This is a genomic window from Catellatospora sp. KI3 (genome assembly GCF_029948125.1).
Taxonomy (GTDB): Bacteria; Actinomycetota; Actinomycetes; order Mycobacteriales; family Micromonosporaceae; genus Catellatospora.
Genome location: NZ_JASAMB010000001.1, coordinates 564265 through 584500, shown reverse-complemented (window position 1 = coordinate 584500; position 20236 = coordinate 564265). Strand labels below are relative to the sequence as shown.

Here is a 20236-nt window from a genome sequence, read left to right as displayed (position 1 = left end):
GTGTGATCGCACGCGGGTGTGGGTGGGCCCTCCGGCTTGCTAGGGTCGCGTTGTGTCCATGGAGACCAGCAACATCCAGATCCCGCGCACGGCGTACGAGGTGGAGCGGTTCACGCTCGCCAACGGACTGCGCGTGGTGTTGAGCCCGGACCGCAGCGCCCCCGTCATCGGTGTGGCGGTCGTCTACGACGTGGGCATCCGCTCGGAGCCCGAGGGCCGCACCGGTTTCGCCCACCTCTTCGAGCACCTCATGTTCCAGGGCTCGGCCAACCTGGAGAAGCTGGCCCACTTCCGGCACGTCCAGGGCGCCGGCGGCACCTTCAACGGCTCCACCCACCTGGACTACACCGACTACTACGAGACGGCCCCCAGCAACGCGCTCGAGCGCATGCTGTTCCTGGAGGCCGACCGGATGCGCGGGCCCCGGCTCACCGAGGAGAACCTGCGCAACCAGATCGACGTGGTCAAGGAGGAGATCCGGGTCAACGTGCTGAACCGCCCGTACGGCGGCTTCCCGTGGCTCAAGCTCCCGCCGGTCATGTTCGACACGTTCCCGAACGCGCACGACGGCTACGGCTCGTTCCTCGACCTGGAGTCGGCCACCGTCCCCGACGCGGCCGAGTTCTTCGACCGCTACTACGCCTGCGGCAACGCCACCCTCGCGGTCAGCGGCGACTTCGACCCGGCGCACGCCCGCACGCTGGTGGAGCGGCACTTCAGCGACGTACCGGCCCGGCCGGCCCCGGCGCGAGCCGACTTCGCCGAGCCCGACCTGACCACCGAGCGCCGCGAGTCGTACGTGGACTCCCTCGCCCCGCTGCCCGCGGTGGCCTCGGCCTGGCGCGTGCCCGACCCGGTCAACGACTTCGAGGGCTACCTGCCGTACATGGTGCTGGCCGAGGTGCTGACCGACGGCGACGCGTCCCGGCTGGTCGAGCGCCTGGTGCTCAAGGACCGCAGCGTCACCAGCGTCGGCGGCTACATCGGCTTCATGGGCGAGCCGTTCGAGGTGCGCGACCCCACCGCGCTGCTGCTGCAGTCGCACCTGCCGCCCGGCGGCAGCGTCGACAAGGTGCTGGGCACCATCGACGAGGAGCTGGACCGGCTGGCCAACGACGGCCTGACCGCGGGCGAGCTGGCCCGTACCCAGGCCCGCCTGGCCACGCACCTGCTGCGCGAGACCGACGCGGTGCTCGGCCGCGCCCTGCGCATGGCCGTGCTTGAGCTGCAGCGGGGCAACCCCGGGCTGCTCAACGACCTGCCGCACGCGATCGCCTCGGTGACCGAGGACCAGATCCGCGCGGCCGCCGCCACCCTGCGCCCGCAGCGCCGGGCCACCATCGAGGTCGTGCCCGGAGGCAACCAGTGACTCTCGCCCTGCCCGAACTGGACGAGAACCGTCCGCTGTCGCTGCCGCTGCAGGCCGAGCGCACGCTGCCCAACGGGCTCACCGTCATCGCCATCCGGCGGCCCAGCGTGCCGCTGGTGGAGCTGCGGCTGCGGGTGCCGTTCGCCAAGACCGACCTGGCCCGCTCCGCGGTGCTGGGCCAGACGCTGTTCTCCGGCACCAGCACCAAGAGCACCGTCCAGATCGCCGCCGAGCTGCAGACCGTCGGCGGCGGCCTGGGCGCCGGCATCGACCCCGACCGCCTGCTGGTCAGCGGCAACTCGCTGGTGTCCGGGCTGGACCGGCTGCTGGAGCTGCTGGCCGAGGTGCTCGACGACGCGGTCTACCCCGACGGCGAGGTCGACACCGAGTCCGAGCGGTTGGCCGACCGGATCCAGGTGGCGCAGAGCCAGCCCGCGCACCTGGCCCGGGTGGCGCTGCTGAAGCGGATCTACCCCGGCCACCCGTACGCGGTGCAGACGCCGAGCGTCGACGAGGTGCGCGCGGTGCGGCCGGAGGAGCTGCGGGCGATGCACGCCGAGCGGCTGCACCCGGCCGGGGCGACGCTGGTGCTGGTCGGCGACATCGACCCCGAGCAGGCCGTGGAGCTGGCGGGCAAGCGCCTCGGCGGCTGGAACGGGCAGGGCACGCAGGCCGAGCTGCCCGCGATCCCGGACCTGGTGCCCGGCCCGCTGCTGCTGGTCGACCGGCCCGGCGCGGTCCAGTCGTCGCTGCGCATCGCGCTGCCCGCGGTGGGGCGGACCCACCCCGACCACGCGGCGCTGCAGCTGGCGAACATGGTGTTCGGCGGCTACTTCTCGTCCCGCTGGGTGGAGAACATCCGCGAGGACAAGGGGTACACGTACGGCCCGCACTCGGTGATCGAGCACTCGGTGGCCGGTTCGACGCTCACCGTCTCGGCCGAGGTCGCCACCGAGGTGACCGCGCCCGCGCTGGTGGAGACGCTGTACGAGCTGGGCCGCCTGGCCAGCCTGCCCCCGTCCGAGGCGGAGCTGGAGCAGGCCCGGCAGTACGCGCTGGGCACGCTGCAGCTGGGCATGTCCACCCAGGCGGGCCTGGCCGGGCTGGCCAGCACGTACGCCGGGTTCGGGCTGCGGCTGAACTACCTGGCCGAGCACTCCGCCCGGCTGGCCGCCGCGACCCTGGACGACATCGCGCGGGTCGCCCGCACGTACCTGGCCCCGGCCGTGTCCGCCCCGGTGATCCTGGGCGACGCGGAGAAGATCCAGGCCGCGGTCGCCGCGATCGTGCCGGTGCAGGTCGAGTCGAAGTAATGAACCACGTACACGCGCAGCGGGCCGCTGAACTCGGCGAGCGGCCCGCGCTGGCCCGGTCCTCGCTGGACCGGGCAGCGTTCCGGCGCGCCGACCCGCAGTGGCTGGCCGACGCGTGGCTGCGGGCCCAGGTCGTGGTCGTCGGCCCCGACGGCAAGGCGCTGATCCGCGGCACCGAACTGGTGCTGCTGCGCTCCGCGGAGCTGCCGGTCACCGACCCGGCGGCGGCGCCGCTGTTCCTGGGCGTCGAGCCCGACGGGCAGCCGTTCTTCGCGGTCAACGCCGAGCTGCCGCAGGTCGAGGGCGCGCGGCCGATGCACCTGTGGGAGGTCGGCGCCGACCTGAGCGAGCGCGACGCGGGGGTGCTCGCCCAGGCGCTGGCGCTGGTGCGCTGGCACCGCGATCACATGTTCGCGCCGAAGTCCGGCCAGCCGACCACGGTCGAGCAGGGCGGCTGGGTGCGCCGTGACGCCGAGGGCGAGCTGCACTTCCCACGGACCGACCCGGCCGTGATCATGATCGTGCACGACGGGGTGGCCGGGCCGCAGGGCCGGGCGCTGCTCGGCGCCAACGTGATGTGGGCGACCGCCGAGAAGCGCCGCTACTCGACCCTGGCCGGGTTCGTCGAGGCGGGCGAGTCCGCCGAGGCGGCGGTGATCCGCGAGGTCGCCGAGGAGTGCGGCGTCACGGTCGCCGACCCGGTGTACGTGGGCAGCCAGCCCTGGCCGTACCCGCGCTCGCTGATGCTCGGCTTCACCGTGCAGGGCGACCCGGCCGAACCGGTGCGCACCGACCCGGAGGAGCTGGTCGACGCGCGCTGGTTCACCCGGGCCGAGGTCGCCGCGGTGCTGGACGGCTCAGACGACAGCTTCGGGCTGCCGAACCGCTCCTCCATCGCCAACCACCTGATCCGGCGCTGGCTCGGCGGTCTCTGACGGCCTGGTCAGCCCCCGCCCCGCCCACAGGTACACGGCGGAGGCGGCCATCACCACGCCCATGCCCGTCATCAGCACCCGGTAGTCGACCAACCCGACCAGCACCGCCCCGAACGCGATGGACAGCGCCTGCGGTCCGCTGAGCAGCGCGTCCATCGCCGCCGAGGTGCGGCCCATCAGCTCGGCCGGGGTGGTGCGCTGCAGCAGCGTCATCAGCCCGACGATCGCGTACGGCAGCCCCAGGCCGGCCACGACCACCAGCGGGACGGCCAGCCACAGCCGGGGCACGAGCCCGGCGAACTGCCACGGCGCGAACAGGGCCAGACCCAGCGTGATGGTGCCGATCTCGCCGAGGCGGCGCACCACCTTCGCCGCGGTGAGGCCGCCGATCAGCCCGCCGACGCCCTGGATGCTGATCAGCACGCCCAGGAACGTGGGCGACCGGTGCAGGCCCTGGTCGACGTAGGCGAAGAAGACCGACTCGCCGAAGCCGAACACCGTGATCGCGATGACGACGCCGACCATCACCCGGCGCATGGCGGCGGTGGCGACGAGCTGGCGCATGCCCGCCGTCACCTCGGCCGCCCAGCGCAGCTCGGAGCGGCGCGGGGGCTGTTCGTGCACCCGTACCGCGGAGATGACCAGCGCGGCCACGACGAAGCCGGTGATGCCGACGGCGGCCAGCCCCCAGCCCTTGGTCGCGCCGTAGAGCCCGGCGCCGAGCAGCGGGCCGACCAGGCGCAGGCCCTGCTTGACCGTCTGCAGCGCGCCGTTGGCCTCGGCGAGCAGCTCGTCGGGGACGACCTCCTTGATCAGGCCGTTGAGGGCGGCGCTGACCATGATGAACGAGGCGCCGTAGCCCACCCCGACGGTGAACAGGATCCACAGGTCGCCGCGGTCGTGTACGAGGAAGAGCGGGGTGAGCATCGCCGCGGAGCTGAGCAGCACCGCCACCAGGAACGGGCGGCGGCGGAAGCGGTCCACCACGAAGCCGAGCACCGGGGCCAGCGCCATCGGCGCGACCACGGCCAGGATCGCGGCCCCGGCCATGCCGTCGGAGCCGGTCAGGTCCTTGGCCCAGATCGCGAGCGCCAGCAGCAGCACCGACTCGGCGGTCATGCTGAAGAGCAGGCCGCAGAAGAGCAGCCGGAACGCGGGTCGGCTGAGGACGGCGCGCATGGTGGTTCCTTTCCAGGGGTCGGTGCGGGTGGATCAGGCGGCGGGGACGCCCCAGGCGACCAGGCGCACCGCGCGGGAGCCGTCCGGCCTGCGCGCCGGGTCGCCGATGCGGTCGACGTGGCGGCTCATCAGCTCGGTGATCGCCGTGTTGAGCTCGGCCAGCTCCTCGACGGTGAGCCAGGTGACGATCTGGTTCGTGTACGCCGCGCGCTGCCAGGCGGCGGGCTCGGCCGCGCGGGCGGCCTCCCACGCGTTGCGCTGGGCCAGCTCGAAGGCCATGAGCGTGTTGCCCATCTCTTCGCCCGCGCGGACCATCTCGGGGGAGTCGTCCGGGTCGCCCCAGCGGTGGCCGACCGGGATCCAGCGCCAGGGCCGGTTGCGCCCGACCCCGCCCTCGGCCTCCTCGACGTAGCCGAACTTCGACAGCTGGCGCAGGTGCCAGGAGCAGTTCGACGGCGACTCGTCCACCTGCTCGGCCAGCTCGGTGGCGGTGGCCGGACCGCGCATGGCCAGCTCGTTCAGCAGCCGCAGCCGCAGCGGATGCGCCAGTGCCCGCAGCATCCGGGGGTCGGTGACCTCCCGGATCTCATGACGCGCTTCATCCATGCGTCGAAAGTACCCTTTCGAAAGAAGTCTTTCAACCCTGTCCCCAGCTCGCGGCGTACGGGTGAAAGCCGCGTGTCGGACGGATCGGGAGAGGTAGGGCAGCCTAGCCTGGGGACCGGTCACCACGGAGGTCCCCTTGCCGCGAGGATCCAGTCCCATCGTCCGCCGCCAGCGCCTGGGCGCGGAGCTGCGCCGCCTGCGCGAACACGCCGGGCTCACCGGCGAGCAGGTCGTCGACCGGGTCGGCTGGGCGGCCAAGTCGAAGCTGTCCCGGCTGGAGAACGGGCGCAGCCGCCCCGACCTGGCCGACGTGCTGGACCTGCTCGACCTGTACCAGGTGCGCGGGCGGGACCGGGACCAGCTGGTGGCCATCACCCGCGAGGCGGGCAACACCCGCGGCTGGCTGCGCGCCTACCCGGTGATGACCCAGCGGCAGCGGGGCTACGCCGAGCTGGAGGCGGGCAGTGCCGAGATCCGGGAGTACGCGCTCAGCATCGTCCCCGGCCTGCTGCAGACCGCCGAGTACGCCCGCGCCCGCATCCTGTCCTCGCCCGAGCCTGCCCCGTCCTCGCCTGCCCCGCACCCGGCCGGCCGGGCCGAGGCGGTGCCCGTGCAGCGCGCGGGCTCGGCGGCGGAGCTGCCGGCCGCCCAGGAGCCCGACACCGAGGTCGCGGCGCGGCTGGCCCGGCAGGCCGTCCTCGCCCGGCAGCCCGATCCGCCCCGCTACGAGGCGGTGCTCGACGAGCAGGCGGTGCTCGGTCGGGGCGCGCCGCGGGCGGTGCGCGACGGCCAGCTCGCACACCTGTCGAGCCTCATGCTGTTACCTAACGTGACGATCAGAGTACTGCCGCGCGAGGCGTGCGTCGGTCCGGAGTTCGTGCCGTATACGGGATTTTCCATCTATCACTTTTCCGACCCGGAGGATCCCGAGACCGTGGCTGTCGAAGCGCTTGCGCGTGAGCTGGTCATCACTGACCGTATGGCGGTGCAGCGGTACTCCCGGGTCTTCGACTGGCTGCGCGCGGCGGCGCTCGACCCGATCCGGTCGCGGGCGTGGCTCGAGTCGCGGCTCAAGTGATCAAAACGTGCAAACGTTACGCTGAGTCACCCGTTCGGGCGGTGCTACCCGCCGATCGTCGCGTCTTGCTTGATTCCAGCTCGGGAAATGCACAAGCATGACAACAGCCGAATGTGGAAGTTCCACCCATGGACCCACTTCGCCTCCGCCCGCCAGCAGTGACGGAGTAGCGCATGCGGTACCTGATCGTCCGGACCGAGGTCCGACCGTTCGCCCCCGAGGATGTGGTGGCGTCGGTTCATGAAGAGCTGCCCCTGCGCGACGAGACCATCAGTCCGGAGCAGCGGCGCCAGGTCGCCGAGGCGGACTCCCTGGACGCGGCGCTCCAGCTGGCGCGGGCGCTCGCGTCGGTGGGCGCGGTCCGGTCGGGGCGCCAGCGGGTGAAGGTGGTCCGGCTCGACGCCCCGAAGTGGCCCAGCTGAGCTGCGCTTCCGGCCGCGCTCCGCGCACCCGCCTTAAATTGACACTGGCCTATCTAGAAGACGGAATTCCGAGATACGTCTTCTAGATAGGCCAGTGTCGATGCCAGGCGGGTGCGGGGCAGGTCGCGACGGGGCCGCCGCGAGCCTGGTCAGGCCGGTTCGGTCGCCGTTGACAGGGTGGCGAGGTGGGCCTTGACCTGGATGATGCTCGGGTTGGTGAGGGCGGAGCCGTCGCTGAACTTGACCGTCGGGACCGTCTGGTTGCCGCCGTTGACGCTCATGACGAACTCGGCCGCGTTCGGGTCCTGCTCGATGTCGATCACCGTGTAGGCGATGCCCTCGCGGTCGAGCTGGGTGCGCAGCCGGTGGCAGTAGCCGCACCAGGTGGTCGAGTACATGGTCAGCATGGTCATCCTCAGGTCGGGGGAGAGCTCTCTCCGCGGGGGACTCGGACTCTAACCGCAGCAACATCGAATGGACCTGGGATGATTCCAGGTGTGACCGACGACCGTGCCCAGGACACCGCCCAGGTCAAGGCGGCCCGGGTGCTGGCCGGCCTGGACGACGAGCAGCGGGCGGCAGTGGTGGCCCCGGCCGGTCCAGTGTGCATTCTCGCTGGTGCGGGCACCGGTAAGACGCGCGCGATCACGCACCGGATCGCGTACCGGGTGGTGTCCGAGCAGATCCAGGCGCGGCATGTGTTGGCCGTCACATTCACCGCCCGCGCGGCTGCTCAGCTGCGGGAACGCCTGGCCGCACTGGATGCCCGGGGCGTGCAGGCGCGCACGTTCCACGCGGCGGCGCTGCGCCAGCTCCGGTTCTTCGCGCCGCGGCTGCTGCGCGGCCGCGAGATGCCGCAGCTGGTGGAGAGCAAGGCCCGGCTGGTCACGCTGGCGGCGGCCAAGGCGGGGGTACGGGCCGACCGCGTCGGCGCCCGCGACCTGGCCGGCGAGATCGAGTGGGCGAAGTCGTCCCTGGTCGAGCCGGGGGAGTACGCGGTCGAGGCGGCGAAGGCCGGGCGCGAGGTGCCGCTGGAGGCCGCTCAGGTCGAGGCGGTGTTCAAGGCGTACGAGCAGGTCAAGCGCCACCAGGGCGTGATCGACTTCGAGGACCTGCTGCGCGCGATGTGCTGGGGCATCGAGGAGCACTCCGACGTCGCCGAGCAGGTGCGCTCGCAGTACCGCCACTTCGTCGTCGACGAGTACCAGGACGTCAATCCGCTGCAGCAGCGGCTGCTGGAGGCGTGGCTGGGCGGCCGCCGGGACCTGACCGTGGTCGGCGACGCGGCGCAGACGATCTACTCGTTCACCGGCGCGACCTCGTCGTACCTGGTGGACTTCGCGCGTACGCACCGGGACGCGACCGTGGTGCGGCTGGTGCGGGACTACCGGTCCACGCCGCAGGTGGTCGGCCTGGCCAACGCGGTGATCCGGCAGGCCAGGGGCAGTGAGGCGCGGCTGCGGCTGGACCTGATCGGCCAGCGCCCGCCCGGCCCGCAGCCGGATCTGCGCACCTTCCCCGACGAGGCGAACGAGGCGATCGCGGTGGCGCGCCGGTGCGCCGAGCTGATCGCGGCGGGCACGCCCGCGGCCGAGATCGCGGTGCTGTTCCGCGCCAACGCCCAGTCGGAGACGTACGAGGAGGCGCTGGCCGAGCACGGCGTGCCGTACGTGCTGCGCGGCGGCGAGCGCTTCTTCGAGCGCCCCGAGATCCGCCAGGCGATGGTGGCCCTGCGCGGTGCGGCCCGGTCCGAGGACGGCGGCGACCTGGTCGGCACGGTCGGCGCGGTGCTGACCGGGCTGGGCTGGCAGCCGGACCGCCCGCCCAGCGGTGGGGCGGCGCGCGAGCGCTGGGAGTCGCTGGCCGCGCTGGTGCGCCTGGCGACCGAGTTCCGCCCCGAGCCGGGCGCCGACGGCGGCCTGACCGGCTTCAACGAGGAGCTGGCGCGCCGGGAGCACGCGCAGCACGCGCCGACGGTCGCCGGGGTCACCCTGGCCAGCCTGCACGCCGCGAAGGGCCTGGAGTGGGACGCGGTGTTCCTGGTCGGCCTGGTCGAGGGCACCCTGCCCACCGGTTACGCGCGCACGCCGGAGGCGCTGGAGGAGGAGCGGCGCCTGCTGTACGTCGGGATCACCAGGGCCCGGCAGTGGCTGTGGCTGAGCTACGGCGAGGCCCGGTCGCCGGGCGGCCGCGCGCGCCGGGCGTGCCGGTTCCTGCCCGGTCCGGTCGACGGCGCGGCGGTGCCGTCGGCGCGGCGGGCGGCGGCGGTGCCGGGCGCGCCGGCCGAGCGCCGGGTCCGCACCGTGATCGTGAGCTGCCGGGTGTGCGGCGCGACCCTGCTGACCGGGCCGGAGCGCAAGCTCGGCCGCTGCGTGACCTGCCCGTCGACGCTGGACGAGGCGCTGCTGGAGCGGCTGCGCGACTGGCGGGGCCGGGTCGCGGCGGTGGCCCGGGTCCCCGCGTACGTGGTGTTCACCGACGCGACCCTGACGGCGCTGGCCGAGCGTCGTCCATCGGACAGATCCGGTCTGGTGGAGATCGCCGGCATCGGTCCGCGCAAGTTGGAGCTGTACGGCGAGGCTGTGCTGGCGCTGCTCAGGGGTGCGGCGGTGGCGGATTTGGCGCCCGATCAACCGGATTCAGAAGATCTTCAAAAAGATTTGGCAACAGAGCCGTAAAACCGTTTGCGCGTCCCCGCCCCGGAGGCATAGCCTTCGGTCACACCTCAAAGAGCGCGCATCTGTGCTGCTCCGAGATGGTGATTCACGTTCTGTAAGCGACTAGGGCACTTTCGGAGAGGAGGCGAGTCCCGTGGAGATGACCAACACGATCACCCTGTCGGCGTTCGCTTCCGCCTGTGCGCCCACGTTCGCGTCGCCCGTGAACCGCACTCTGCCCGTGGACCGTGCCCTGGTGGCCGCAGTCCCGGCCGTCGCCAGCCTGCTGGCGGCACAGCTGGTCGCCCAGCGACAGCTGCACTGGGCCCCGAGGAACCCGATCCTGGCCACCGCCCCGGCGGGTGCCCCGGTCCTGATGGGCAGCACGAGCACCACCAGCAACAACAGCAGCACCAGCACCACCAAGGGTTACCGGAAGAACGAGTCCGAGGGCATCAAGCTCGATGGATTCGGCGGCGTTCCACCTCGAGGTATACCGGTCTAGCAGACCGAAACCGGCTCACCTCGAGGCCGCGGAACCCGTACACCGGGATCCGCGGCCTTAGTTATTTCCGGTCAACAGACCGGGCCCCCGATTGCAGCCACCGCAACTGCAACGAAGGAAAGGTGACCGAAAGATGAGTCTGGCGTTGGCCCCAGCCCTCGACTTCAGCGTCGAGCTGGGTGCAGAGCTTCCTTGCCGCAAGTTCGACCCGGACCTGTGGTTCTCCGACGCTCCCGCGGAGCTCGAGCTCGCCAAGTCGATGTGCGGCGAGTGCCCGCTCAAGGTCGAGTGCCTCGCTGGGGCGCTCGAGCGCGAGGAGCCGTGGGGTGTATGGGGCGGTGAGATCTTCGAGCGTGGTGCCGTCGTGGCGCGCAAGCGTCCCCGTGGCCGTCCGCGCAAGGAGGACCTCGCTCGCGAGGCGGCCCTCGTGGCCGAGACCGAGGCGCGGGTAGCCGCGACGGTCACCGTTCGCGAGTCGGTCCGTCTGGCCGCCTGAGCTCTGCAACCATCCACACCAGCCGCCTGCCGGCTAGCAAGTTATCCGAATAGGACGAAGAAATGAATGAGAGAAGCGGAATCAGCGACATGTATATGATCCACGAAATCATGAGCCGGGCTCGAATGCCGAAGCCTCAGACCATCCCCTCTGAGGCTTCCCGCTCCGCTCGCCAGGTCATCCTCTCCGCCCGCCGACGTGCCCGAGAGCAGTCGATGCGCTGATAGCGACAACCTGATGAGCTCACTTCATCGGATGCCCGCCGCCTCCCCAGCGGCGGGCATCCTGCGTCGTACGACCGCTCAGGCCGCCGGTTCGGCGAAGCCCGGCAGCCAGCGCTCCAGGATGCCCCGGTAACCGGCCTTGGCCTCCAGCTGGCACAGCACCCCGATCGACCCCAGCGTCACCCGGTGGATCATCAGGTACGACGGCGGCAGGTTGAGCTGCCGCCCCAGCTGGTACGCCGCACTGCGCGGGCTGGCCAGCCGGGCCGCCTCGTCGCGCAGCCACTGCCGGGTGAACCGGAACTCCTCGACTGCCAGCGGCTCCAGCATCGGCCGGACGAAGTCGAGCACCGCCTGCGCGTCGACCTGCGTGTCGGGCCGCACGAACCCCTCGTCGCGCAGCCCGGCCAGCACCGCGTCGGCCTGCCCGGCCAGCGCGAGCCGGGTGATCCGGCCCACCGGCTCCGGCAGCCCCAGCGGCAGCCGCGCGACCGCCCCGAAGTCGATCACGGCGAGCCGCCCGTCGGGCAGCAGCCGGTAGTTGCCCGGGTGCGGGTCGGCGTGCAGCAGCCCGGCGCGAGCCGGGGCAGAGAAGTGCAGCGTCGCCATGAGCGCCCCGGCCCGGTCGCGCTGGGCCACGGTCCCGCTGCCGATGATCTTCGACAGCGGAATGCCCTCGACCCATTCGGTCACCAGCACCTGCGGCGCGGCGGCGAGCACCCGCGGCACCAGGATCTCCTCGTCGTCGGCGTACGCCTCGTGGAACGCCCGCTGGCTGGCCGCCTCCAGCTCGTAGTCGAGCTCCTCCACCACCCGGGCGCGCAGCTCGGTGACCAGTGGTTTCACGTCCAGCCCGGGCTGGATCACCTTGAACAGCCCGGCCAGCCGGGACAGCTGGGTCAGGTCGGCGATCAGCGCGTCCCCGGCGCCCGGATACTGCACCTTCACCGCGACCGGCAGACCGGCCTTGCGGCGCGGCACCTTCCACTCGGCCCGGTGCACCTGGCCGATGCTGGCCGCGGCGGCGGGGGAGTCGTCGAACTCGCGGAACATGGTGCGCCAGTCCGGCCCCAGCTGCTCGGCCAGCACCCGGTGCACGGTCGCGGCGGGCAGCGGCGGGGCCGCCTCCTGCAGCTTGACCAGCGCTTCCCGGTACGGCTCGGCCAGGGCGTCGGGCAGCGCCGCCTCGAACACGCTCAGCGCCTGGCCGAGCTTCATCGCGCCGCCCTTGAGCTGCCCGAGCACGCTGAACAGCTGCTCGGCGGTGCGCTCCTGGATCTCGGCGCTGATCACGTCGGTGGCGAGCCCCGTCATCCGCTTGCCGAAGCCCAGGACGGTCCGCCCGGCGAAGCCGAGCGGCAGGGACGCGAGCTTGGCGGTCCGGGAGACGGCTCGGCGCGGGATGTCGGTCACCGTGCCATTGTCGCCGACCTCGGCGCGAATGCGTCATGCCGCGGTGAAGAGTTCGTGAAGGCCACGGCGGTGGGCGCTCACCGGCGGCGCCGGGTGCAGTCGCAGGCCGGGTGCGGTGACCATGACCGCCGCCGCCACGGCGCCACCCCGTTGATCTCCACCGTGGTGCCGATCGTGGTGGGCTCGGCGCCGTCCAGGAAGGCCAGGATCTCGGCGGCGGCGAAGCCGGCCGCGGTGACCCGGGTGGCCGCGGCACACGGGTCGCGCACCGGCGCCGCCTGCGCCAGCTGCGCCGCCAGATCCGGCCAGCACGGGTCGCGGTCGGCCCGGTGCAGGTCCAGGCAGCGCAGGCAGGGGCCGCCGGTGGCGGGCACCAGCGGGCCGACCACGGCGGTGCCGTCGCGCACGCCCAGGGCCAGGTGCGGCACGCGCCGCCGGGTGCCCCGGCCGCTCACGGCGGGACCGACCTGCACCCGGAAGGTGGCGTCGGTGGCGCGCAGGGTGTGCCCGGCCGACCCGGCGAGCCGGGCGGTGCCGCCGGGGCGGTCCACCCAGGCGACCGTGCCGACCCCGGCGGCCTGCAGGGTCTCGCCCAGCAGCTCGGCCAGCGGCCCGTGGCCAGCGACCACGATCCGCGCCTGCGCCCGGCGGCGCAGCGTCCGCGAGGGCCGGGCGCCTGGTCGCCCGGCGTCGCGCAGGGCCAGGGCGGCCGCCTCGTCGCGCAGCTGGTCGCGTCGGGCGGCGGGCAGGGCGGCGGGCAGCAGCGCGTCGGCGGGGACGACCAGGCCCGCCTCGACCAGCGCGCCCAGCACCTCGTGCACCTGCGGCGCCGCCAGGCCGATCCGGCCCATCTCGGCCAGCACGGCCCGTTCGGTGCGCGCGCCGTCGAGCAGGTCGAACAGCCGGGCCGCGGCCGGGTGCGGCAGCTCCAGCACGACGGCCTGGCCGGGGTCGGTGCCCACCTGCACGGTGTGCCGGTTGCGCCAGAGCAGGCGCAGGCCGGGCAGCAGGGTCGGGCGTGGCAGGGGGTGACGTTCCACGTGCCGAGCGTGCCGCCGGGATCGGACTTCCGGTGCGTTATCCACAGGCCATCCCCGATGATCAAGGCGTTTTCCACAGCCCGGACCGGGGTTATCCACAGATCTTGGGGAGAAATGTCGGGAGTACGACAGAGGGCCCGCGTAACCTCGCGGGCCCTCTGTGCTGTGCGCGAAGGTGCCGCGCGGGAACGGTCGGTGGCTCAGGCCTTGCCGAGAATGCGGTTCACCGTGGTGCCGCAGACGGGGCAGGGACCCTTGGCCATCCGCATACCGGTCTTGGAGATCTCCACCTTGCCGGTGAAGTCACGCTTCTCCTTGCACTTCACGCAGTAGCCGTTGTACTTCTCCTCGGCCATGATTCCTCCTCCATGATCAACGGTGCCGGGCGCCGGTGGGGAGTCGGTGACGGCCGCCGTTGCGGCGGACGGCCGAGTGGAGCCACTGGCGACGGATCGCCGGGCGCCACCGCCGGGGCGCCCGTGCTGTGACGGTGGAAGTCTGCCTGTCCGGATCGATCTGACTAGTCAGGTTACGCGAGACACGCCGGAGTCATCACGCTTGTCGAAGATGAGGCATTCTCTGGAAGTCGCCTGCGTATCGAGCAATGTCCCTTATGGCGACCTAGGCGATCATGCCCGGCCGCAAGAATTTTCTTGGCGAAGGGCACGTATCCAGCCAAATCTGGCGATGATCACAAGATTGACCCTTGCGGAACCCTGGGAGGCGGCCGCTAGCGTCCATGCCGTGAGCAACACCCCCCTGGTTACCCCCGCAAACCACCTGGCCTGTGCCGGTCGCTGATGGCCGCCGCACGCAAGCCCGTGGTCGAGGTCCGGCGCAGCGAGCGTCGGCGTCGGACGGTGTCCGCCTACCGGGAGGGTGAGCGGGTGGTGGTGCTCATTCCGAGCCAGTTCTCCCGCGCGGAGGAGAGCGAGTGGGTCGGCAAGATGCTCGCCCGGCTCGCCGCGAGAGACCTGCGCAGCCAGCGTAGCGATGCCGATCTGGAGACGCGCGCGCGGCAGCTCGCCCAACGCTACCTGACCGAGTTCGGCGCGATCGCCATGCCCGCCAGCGTCCGCTGGGTCACCAACCAGAACGGACGCTGGGGCTCCTGCACCCCGGCCGACCGCACCATCCGGCTGTCGGAGCGGGTGCGCGAGATGCCGGGCTGGGTGGGCGACTACGTGCTGCTGCACGAGCTGGTCCACCTGATCGTGCCCAGCCACAACGCCCGCTTCTGGGAGCTGGTCAGCCGCTACCCGCGCACCGAGCGCGCCCGCGGCTACCTCGAGGGCATCGCCGCCGCCGGCCACTGACCCGGGGCACTGAGCGGCGCCGCGCCGCCGGATGCGTGCAATTTCAGGGAAAGTGCTGGAATCATGACCCCAATTCGCCCAGTTTCCCCGAAACTGCACGTTCGCCCTGCGCCGGGCCGCCTCGGCGGGGGCGTGAGCGTTAGGAAGGGCCCCTTCTACATCGCGAAGCGATAAGAAGGGGCCCTTCCTTCGGTTGAAGCTAGGGGTGAGCGGGGTCGTCGGGGTCCGACGGCGGCCCCGGTTCCGGGTTCGGCGCGAGGTCGTCCAGCGCGCTGATGTCCCAGTCGGTCTCCGAGCGGGTGGCGTACGCGACCGGATCGGTGAACGCCTCCTCGTCGGGCAGCAGGTCCGGGTGGGCCCAGAGGGCGTCCCGCCCGTCCACGCCCCGGTGCTCGGTCAGCGCCGCCCACAGGGCTGCCGCCTCGCGCAGGCGGCGCGGGCGCAGCTCCAGTCCGACCAGCGCGGCGAACGTCTGCTCGGCGGGTCCGCCCGCGGCGCGGCGGCGCCGGAACATCTCGGACAGCCGCACCACGTTGGGCAGGCGACCGGCGGCCGCCGCCTCGACGGTGTGGCAGACCCAGCCCTCGACCAGCGCGAGCGTGGTCTCCAGCCGGTTGAGCGCGATGCGCTGCTGCTCGCTGTCGTCGGGCGTGAAGATGCCCTCCAGGCGCAGTTCGTTCATCGACTCGGGGTCGCTCGGGTCGATGCGGCCCAGCGCCTCCTCGATCGCCTCCCGGTCGACCTTGATGCCGTTGGCGTACGCCTCGACGGCGCTGAGCACGTGCCCGCGCAGCCACGGGACGTGCCCGAACAGCCGCTGGTGGGCGGCCTCGCGCAGGGCCGTGAACAGGCGCAGCTCACCGGGGTCGAGTTCCAGGCCCTCGCCGTACGCCCGGATGTTGGCCGGGACCAGCGCGGCGGTGCCGGCGGGGCCCAGCGGCAGGCCGATGTCGCCGGCCGAGAGGACCTCGGTGGCGAGCTTGGCCAGGGCCTGGCCGAACTGGCCGCCGAAGAGGGCGCCGCCCAGGCCGGTGATCATCGCGGCCATCGGGCCGAGCTGCGCGCGGCGCTCCGGCGGGACCAGGTCGCCCATGGCGGCGACCATGCGCCCGGCCACCGGGTCGGCGAGCTTGCGCCACACGTCGAGCGTGTTGAAGATCCACTCATTGCGGTTCCAGGCGGCGGTGCCGACCAGGCCGCTGGGCAGCGAGGTGACCGGTTCCAGCCACAGGTCGGCCAGGCGCAGCGCCTCCCCGACCTCGGCGCGGTCGGCGGCCGAGACCGCCGGATCGCCCTCGGTGTTCAGCGTCGTGGTGGCGACCTGGCGGGCGAGGTCCCAGTTCACCGGGCCGCCGCCCGGCTGGCTCATGGCCATGAGCTGCTGCAGGCCCGCCAGGAACTGCTGCATCTGCTGCGGGTCGTTGGGGTCTGGTGGTTGGCCGCCGGGGAAGGCGAACCCGAATGGGGTGTCGGACACGCCCTCCACCGTACGCGAAGTTGAGCCGAAGTGACTCATACCCCGGGCTGATCGGGGACAATTCAGGGTCGGCCGCTCTTCGAGCCGGATTCCCGGGCGCGGCGGCTACGCTGGCCCGCATGAAACGTCGCGGTGTGACCGTACTGGCGGGCTTCGTGCTCGCCGTGCTGCTGGTGGCCGGAATCAGCCTGGCCCGGGTGCCCTACGTGGTGATGAGCGCCGGTCCCACCGTGAACACGCTGACCGCGGTGGACGCCGACGGCGACGAGTGCACCGTCGGCGCCAAGGGCTGCCAGGAGGTGATCCAGATCGCCAAGACCTCGACGTCGGACTCCGACGGGCAGCTGCGGCTGGTCACCGTGAACGTGCAGTCGCGCACCGGCCTGCTCGACGTGATCAAGGGCTGGTTCTCCGACGAGCAGGCCGTCGTGCCGTACGAGTTCGTCTACCCGCCCGACCGCACCAAGGACCAGGTCGAGCAGCAGAACCAGGAGGACTTCAAGGAGTCGCAGACCAGCGCGGAGACCGCCGCGCTGCGCAAGCTGGGCTACCCGGTGCGCGTCAGTGTCGGCGAGGTCACCGCGGGCGGCGCCTCGGACGGGAAGCTGAAGAAGGGCGACGTCATCGAGTCGGTCGACGGCACGAAGATCGAGTCGCCGTCGCAGCTGGTCGAGCTGATCAAGGCCAAGCCGGTGGGTACGGTGCTGAAGTTCCAGGTCACCCGGGACGGCAAGGCTGAGGCGGTCGAGGTGGCCACCAAGCCCGCCTCCGCCACCGACCAGACCCCGCGCATCAACATCGAGGTCGCCACGGTGCAGCCGCACCCGTTCGACCTGAGCATCAAGCTCGACGACATCGGCGGTCCCAGCGCGGGCCTGATGTTCGCCCTGGGCATCATGGACAAGCTGACCCCGGAGGACCTCACCGGCGGCAAGATCATCGCTGGTACCGGCACCATCGACGACGCCGGCAACGTCGGCCCGATCGGCGGCGTGCCGCAGAAGCTGTACGGCGCCAAGAAGGCCGGCGCCAAGGTCTTCCTGACCCCGGCCGACAACTGCGCCGAGGCGAAGGCCAACGCCCTCGACGGCCTGCCGCTGATCAAGGTGGCGACCCTCGACGACGCGCTGAACGCCCTGGCCACGCTGCGTGCGGGCGGTCAGCCGCCGACCTGCTGACGGCGTCGGCACCGCGACGCGGCGAGGCTGGTCCTTGCGCGGCCACGTAGGCTTCCTACGTGGTGACCCGATCAAGTCAACTGCCGCACATGAGCCGCCGCGGCCGCGCCTGGCTCATCGTGCTGACCGGCCTGCTGGTGTTCTTCGCCCTCATCGGATGGGTGGTGGACGCCTGGACCGAATGGCTGTGGTTCGACGAACTCGGCGCGACCAGGGTGTTCACCGGGCAGCTCGGCACGCGGCTGGGCCTGTTCGGGGTGTTCGGCCTGATCATCGGCGCGTTCCTGTTCGGCAACCTGTACCTGGCGTACAAGCTGCGGCCGTTCCTGCCCCCGACCGGGGTGGAGCAGCAGACGCTGGAGCGCTACCGGTACCTGCTCGGCCCGCACCTGAACCGCTGGTTCCTGCTGCTGTCCGGCGTGATCGCGTTCTTCGGCGGCCTGGCCGCGCAGGGCCACTGGCAGCAGTGGCTGCTGTTCGAGAACGCGGTGCCGTTCGGGCAGAAGGATCCGCAGTTCGGCACCGACATCGGGTTCTACGTCTTCAAGCTGCCGTTCTGGCAGTACCTGCTGAACACCGGCTTCACCGTGACGGTGCTGGCGCTGCTCGGCGCGATGGGCGTGCACTACCTCTACGGCGGGGTGCGCCTGGCCGGGCCGGGCGACCGGATGACCACCGGCGCGCGGGCCCACCTGACCAGCCTGGTGGCGCTGTTCGTGATCCTCAAGGCGATCGCGTACGTGCTGGACCGCCGGGCGCTGCTGCTGGACACCATCACCGGCACCGGCCTGACCGGCGCCGGCTACACCGACATCCACGCGCTGCTGCCGGCCAAGGAGATGCTGACCTACATCTCCGTGATCGTGGCGATCGCGATCCTGATCTTCTCCAACGCGTGGCTGCGCAACCTGACCTGGCCGGGCGTGGCGCTGGGCCTGCTGGCGATCTCGGCGGTGGCGATCGGTGGCATCTACCCGTGGGGCGTGCAGACGTTCCAGGTCGACCCGAGCCGCAACAGCCGCGAGGCGCCGTACATCGAGCGGGCCATCGCCTCCACGCGCAGCGCGTACGGGCTGGACGCGGCGGTGAGCACGCCCTACTCGTCGGAGACGCTGGTGCCGCCGGCCTCGCTGGCGGACGACAAGACCATCGTGCCGAACATCCGCCTGCTCGACCCGGCCGTGGTGCCCGAGACGTACACGCAGTTCTCGCAGGTGCGCAGCTTCTACCAGTTCGGCGACAAGCTGGACATCGACCGGTACACCGTCGACGGCAAGCTCGCCGACTACGTGGTCGGCGTACGCGAGATCGAGTACAGCAAGCTGTCGGCGGCACAGAACAACTGGATCAACCGGCACACCGTCTTCACCCACGGCTACGGCCTGGTGGCGGCCCCGGCCAACACCACGGTCTGCAACGGCCAGCCGTTCTTCGTCTCCGGCTTCTTCACCGGGCAGTCGAAGCAGTCCAGCGAGCAGGGCTGCTCCTCGCCCACCGACAAGCTGCCGGTCGAGCAGCCGCGCATCTACTACGGCGAGCGGATGAGCGACTACGCGGTGGTGGGCAGCTCCGACGGCGCGGCCGCGGCCGAGTACGACCGGCCCACCGGCGACACCAGCGACGCCCGCTACACCTACACCGGCAAGGGCGGCGTCGACATCGGCTCGACCTGGCGGCGGCTGCTCTACTCGATCAAGTACGCGGAGTCGAAGTTCCTGCTGGCCGACGCGGTCAACGGCAACTCGAAGATCCTGTACGAGCGCGACCCGCGCGACCGGGTGCAGAAGGTGGCGCCGTTCCTGACCCTGGACGGCGACCCGTACCCGGCGGCGGTGAACGGGCGCATCGTGTGGATCGTCGACGGCTACACCACCAGCGCGAACTTCCCGTACTCGCAGCGCATCGACCTGCAGGACGCCACCAGCGACTCGCTGACCGGCGACGGCACGTTCCGCCTGGCCAAGCAGGAGATCAACTACATCCGCAACTCGGTCAAGGCCACCGTGGACGCCTACGACGGCACGGTCACGCTGTACCAGTTCGACGATAAGGACCCCGTCCTCCAGGCCTGGAACAAGGCGTTCGGCGGCAAGCTGATCACCCCGAAGGACCAGATCCCGGCGGAGCTCGCGGCGCACTTCCGCTACCCGGCGGACATGTTCAAGGTGCAGCGCGACCTGCTGACCCGGTTCCACGTCAACAACGCCAACGACTTCTTCAACGCACCCGACTTCTGGGCGGTGCCCAACGACCCGGCCGGCCACGGCGACGCCAAGCAGCCGCCGTACTACCTGCTCACGCAGCTGCCGGGGCAGACCGAGGCGCGCTTCCAGCTCACCTCGGCGGTGACGCCGGCGGCGCGGCAGAACCTCGCCGCGCTGATCTCCGGGTCGTACGTCGACGGCAAGCCGGTGCTGGAGGTGCTGGAGCTCAACAAGGACAACCGCATCCCAGGTCCGGGCCAGGCGCAGCAGCAGATGGAGAACGACGGGGCGGTCCGCAACCAGCTCAACATCTGGGGCCCCAACGTCGTCAAGGGCAACCTGCTGTCCCTGCCGTACGGCGGCGGCATGCTCTACGTCGAGCCGATCTACCTGCGCTCCAGCGGTGAGAAGACGTACCCGCTGCTGGAGAAGGTGCTGCTGAGCTACGGCGACAAGGTGGCCTTCGCGGACACCCTCGCCGAGGGCATCAAGCAGCTGGTCGGGACCACCACCGGCACTCCGCCCGTGGTGACTCCCGAGAAGCCGCCGACGACGGGCACGCCGCCCGTCACGGGCACACCGCTGGCGGCGGCGGCCGCGAAGGTCGACCAGGCCATCGACGACCTGCGGGCGGCGCAGCAGAAGGGCGACTTCGAGGCGTACGGCAAGGCGCTGGCCGCCCTGGACGCGGCGATCAAGGAGTTCGAGACGGCCAACGCCGCCGCGAACCCGACCACGCCCACGCCCAGCCCTACGCCCACCACCGGCTGATCTCCGCGTACCGGGGTGATCGGGGACATATGACCCGGATCACCCCGGTGCCG

The 20236-nt window shown here is 71.7% G+C and carries 18 protein-coding genes; 11 read left to right on the top strand and 7 right to left on the bottom strand.

Annotated features, from left to right (window positions below):
• Positions 1–58 precede the first annotated feature (58 nt).
• From QEZ54_RS02605 to nudC, 3 genes are read left to right on the top strand one after another with little or no spacing between them, the layout of a single operon-like run.
• Positions 59–1369 (top strand): pitrilysin family protein, encoded by a 1311-nt coding sequence (locus QEZ54_RS02605; RefSeq protein ID WP_281303031.1) that lies wholly within the window; start codon positions 59–61, stop codon positions 1367–1369.
• The gene (locus QEZ54_RS02600; RefSeq protein WP_281302796.1) at positions 1366–2682 is read left to right on the top strand and encodes a pitrilysin family protein; all 1317 of its coding nucleotides are present in this window, start codon (positions 1366–1368) and stop codon (positions 2680–2682) included. Before QEZ54_RS02605 ends, QEZ54_RS02600 begins: the two co-directional genes overlap by 4 nt.
• Positions 2682–3617 carry an NAD(+) diphosphatase gene (nudC, locus tag QEZ54_RS02595; RefSeq protein WP_281302795.1) on the top strand — a complete coding sequence of 312 codons (936 nt, stop codon included), beginning with the start codon at positions 2682–2684 and terminating at the stop codon, positions 3615–3617. Before QEZ54_RS02600 ends, nudC begins: the two co-directional genes overlap by 1 nt.
• Here nudC and QEZ54_RS02590 read toward each other — a convergent pair.
• Positions 3540–4796: an MFS transporter gene (locus tag QEZ54_RS02590; RefSeq protein ID WP_281302794.1), complete on the bottom strand. Its 1257-nt coding sequence runs from the start codon at positions 4794–4796 to the stop codon at positions 3540–3542. The two genes, nudC and QEZ54_RS02590, sit on opposite strands and share 78 nt — an antisense overlap.
• Positions 4797–4829: 33 nt before the next feature.
• A complete protein-coding gene (locus tag QEZ54_RS02585; RefSeq protein WP_281302793.1) occupies positions 4830–5402 on the bottom strand; it encodes a winged helix-turn-helix domain-containing protein in 573 nt (190 codons plus the stop codon).
• Between the two features lie 136 nt (positions 5403–5538).
• Between QEZ54_RS02585 and QEZ54_RS02580 the strand changes: the two genes are divergently transcribed.
• The gene (locus QEZ54_RS02580; RefSeq protein WP_281302792.1) at positions 5539–6480 is read left to right on the top strand and encodes a helix-turn-helix transcriptional regulator; all 942 of its coding nucleotides are present in this window, start codon (positions 5539–5541) and stop codon (positions 6478–6480) included.
• Positions 6481–6653: 173 nt separating this feature from the next.
• The gene (locus tag QEZ54_RS02575; protein WP_281302791.1) at positions 6654–6902 is read left to right on the top strand and encodes a hypothetical protein; all 249 of its coding nucleotides are present in this window, start codon (positions 6654–6656) and stop codon (positions 6900–6902) included.
• 149 nt (positions 6903–7051) lie between these two features.
• Here QEZ54_RS02575 and QEZ54_RS02570 read toward each other — a convergent pair whose 3' ends face one another.
• Positions 7052–7309: a mycoredoxin gene (locus tag QEZ54_RS02570; RefSeq protein ID WP_281302790.1), complete on the bottom strand. Its 258-nt coding sequence runs from the start codon at positions 7307–7309 to the stop codon at positions 7052–7054.
• A 90-nt stretch (positions 7310–7399) separates the two neighbouring features.
• Here QEZ54_RS02570 and QEZ54_RS02565 point away from each other — a divergent pair, with 90 nt between their 5' ends.
• From QEZ54_RS02565 to QEZ54_RS02555, 3 genes are all read left to right on the top strand, one after another.
• Complete coding sequence (locus QEZ54_RS02565; protein WP_281302789.1) at positions 7400–9580, top strand: ATP-dependent DNA helicase UvrD2; 2181 nt, start codon at positions 7400–7402, stop codon at positions 9578–9580.
• Between the two features lie 133 nt (positions 9581–9713).
• The gene (locus QEZ54_RS02560) at positions 9714–10064 is read left to right on the top strand and encodes a hypothetical protein (protein ID WP_281302788.1); all 351 of its coding nucleotides are present in this window, start codon (positions 9714–9716) and stop codon (positions 10062–10064) included.
• A gap of 133 nt (positions 10065–10197) precedes the next feature.
• Positions 10198–10560, top strand: coding sequence for a WhiB family transcriptional regulator (locus QEZ54_RS02555; RefSeq protein ID WP_281302787.1), 363 nt, complete (start codon positions 10198–10200; stop codon positions 10558–10560).
• Between the two features lie 302 nt (positions 10561–10862).
• On the opposite strand, the gene QEZ54_RS02550 is transcribed toward QEZ54_RS02555, so the two are convergent.
• The 3 genes from QEZ54_RS02550 to QEZ54_RS02540 form a co-directional block, all read right to left on the bottom strand.
• Positions 10863–12197 carry an AarF/ABC1/UbiB kinase family protein gene (locus tag QEZ54_RS02550; protein ID WP_281302786.1) on the bottom strand — a complete coding sequence of 445 codons (1335 nt, stop codon included), beginning with the start codon at positions 12195–12197 and terminating at the stop codon, positions 10863–10865.
• A gap of 77 nt (positions 12198–12274) precedes the next feature.
• Entirely contained in the window at positions 12275–13237 is a 963-nt protein-coding gene (locus QEZ54_RS02545) for a hypothetical protein (RefSeq protein ID WP_281302785.1), read from the bottom strand.
• Between the two features lie 200 nt (positions 13238–13437).
• Positions 13438–13593 carry a DUF5679 domain-containing protein gene (locus QEZ54_RS02540; RefSeq protein WP_166381884.1) on the bottom strand — a complete coding sequence of 52 codons (156 nt, stop codon included), beginning with the start codon at positions 13591–13593 and terminating at the stop codon, positions 13438–13440.
• Between the two features lie 444 nt (positions 13594–14037).
• On the opposite strand from QEZ54_RS02540, the gene QEZ54_RS02535 reads away from it, so the two are divergent.
• Positions 14038–14553, top strand: a complete 516-nt coding sequence (locus QEZ54_RS02535) for a M48 family metallopeptidase (protein WP_281302784.1) — start codon at positions 14038–14040, stop codon at positions 14551–14553.
• Positions 14554–14752: 199 nt separating this feature from the next.
• On the opposite strand, the gene QEZ54_RS02530 is transcribed toward QEZ54_RS02535, so the two are convergent.
• Positions 14753–16030, bottom strand: coding sequence for a zinc-dependent metalloprotease (locus QEZ54_RS02530; RefSeq protein ID WP_281302783.1), 1278 nt, complete (start codon positions 16028–16030; stop codon positions 14753–14755).
• A 119-nt stretch (positions 16031–16149) separates the two neighbouring features.
• Here QEZ54_RS02530 and QEZ54_RS02525 point away from each other — a divergent pair, with 119 nt between their 5' ends.
• Together QEZ54_RS02525 and QEZ54_RS02520 are read left to right on the top strand one after the other, a co-directional pair.
• On the top strand, positions 16150–17208 hold the full coding sequence (locus QEZ54_RS02525; RefSeq protein WP_281302782.1) for a PDZ domain-containing protein: 1059 nt from the start codon (positions 16150–16152) through the stop codon (positions 17206–17208).
• Positions 17209–17297: 89 nt separating this feature from the next.
• Positions 17298–20183, top strand: a complete 2886-nt coding sequence (locus QEZ54_RS02520; protein WP_281303030.1) for a UPF0182 family protein — start codon at positions 17298–17300, stop codon at positions 20181–20183.
• Positions 20184–20236 lie beyond the last annotated feature (53 nt).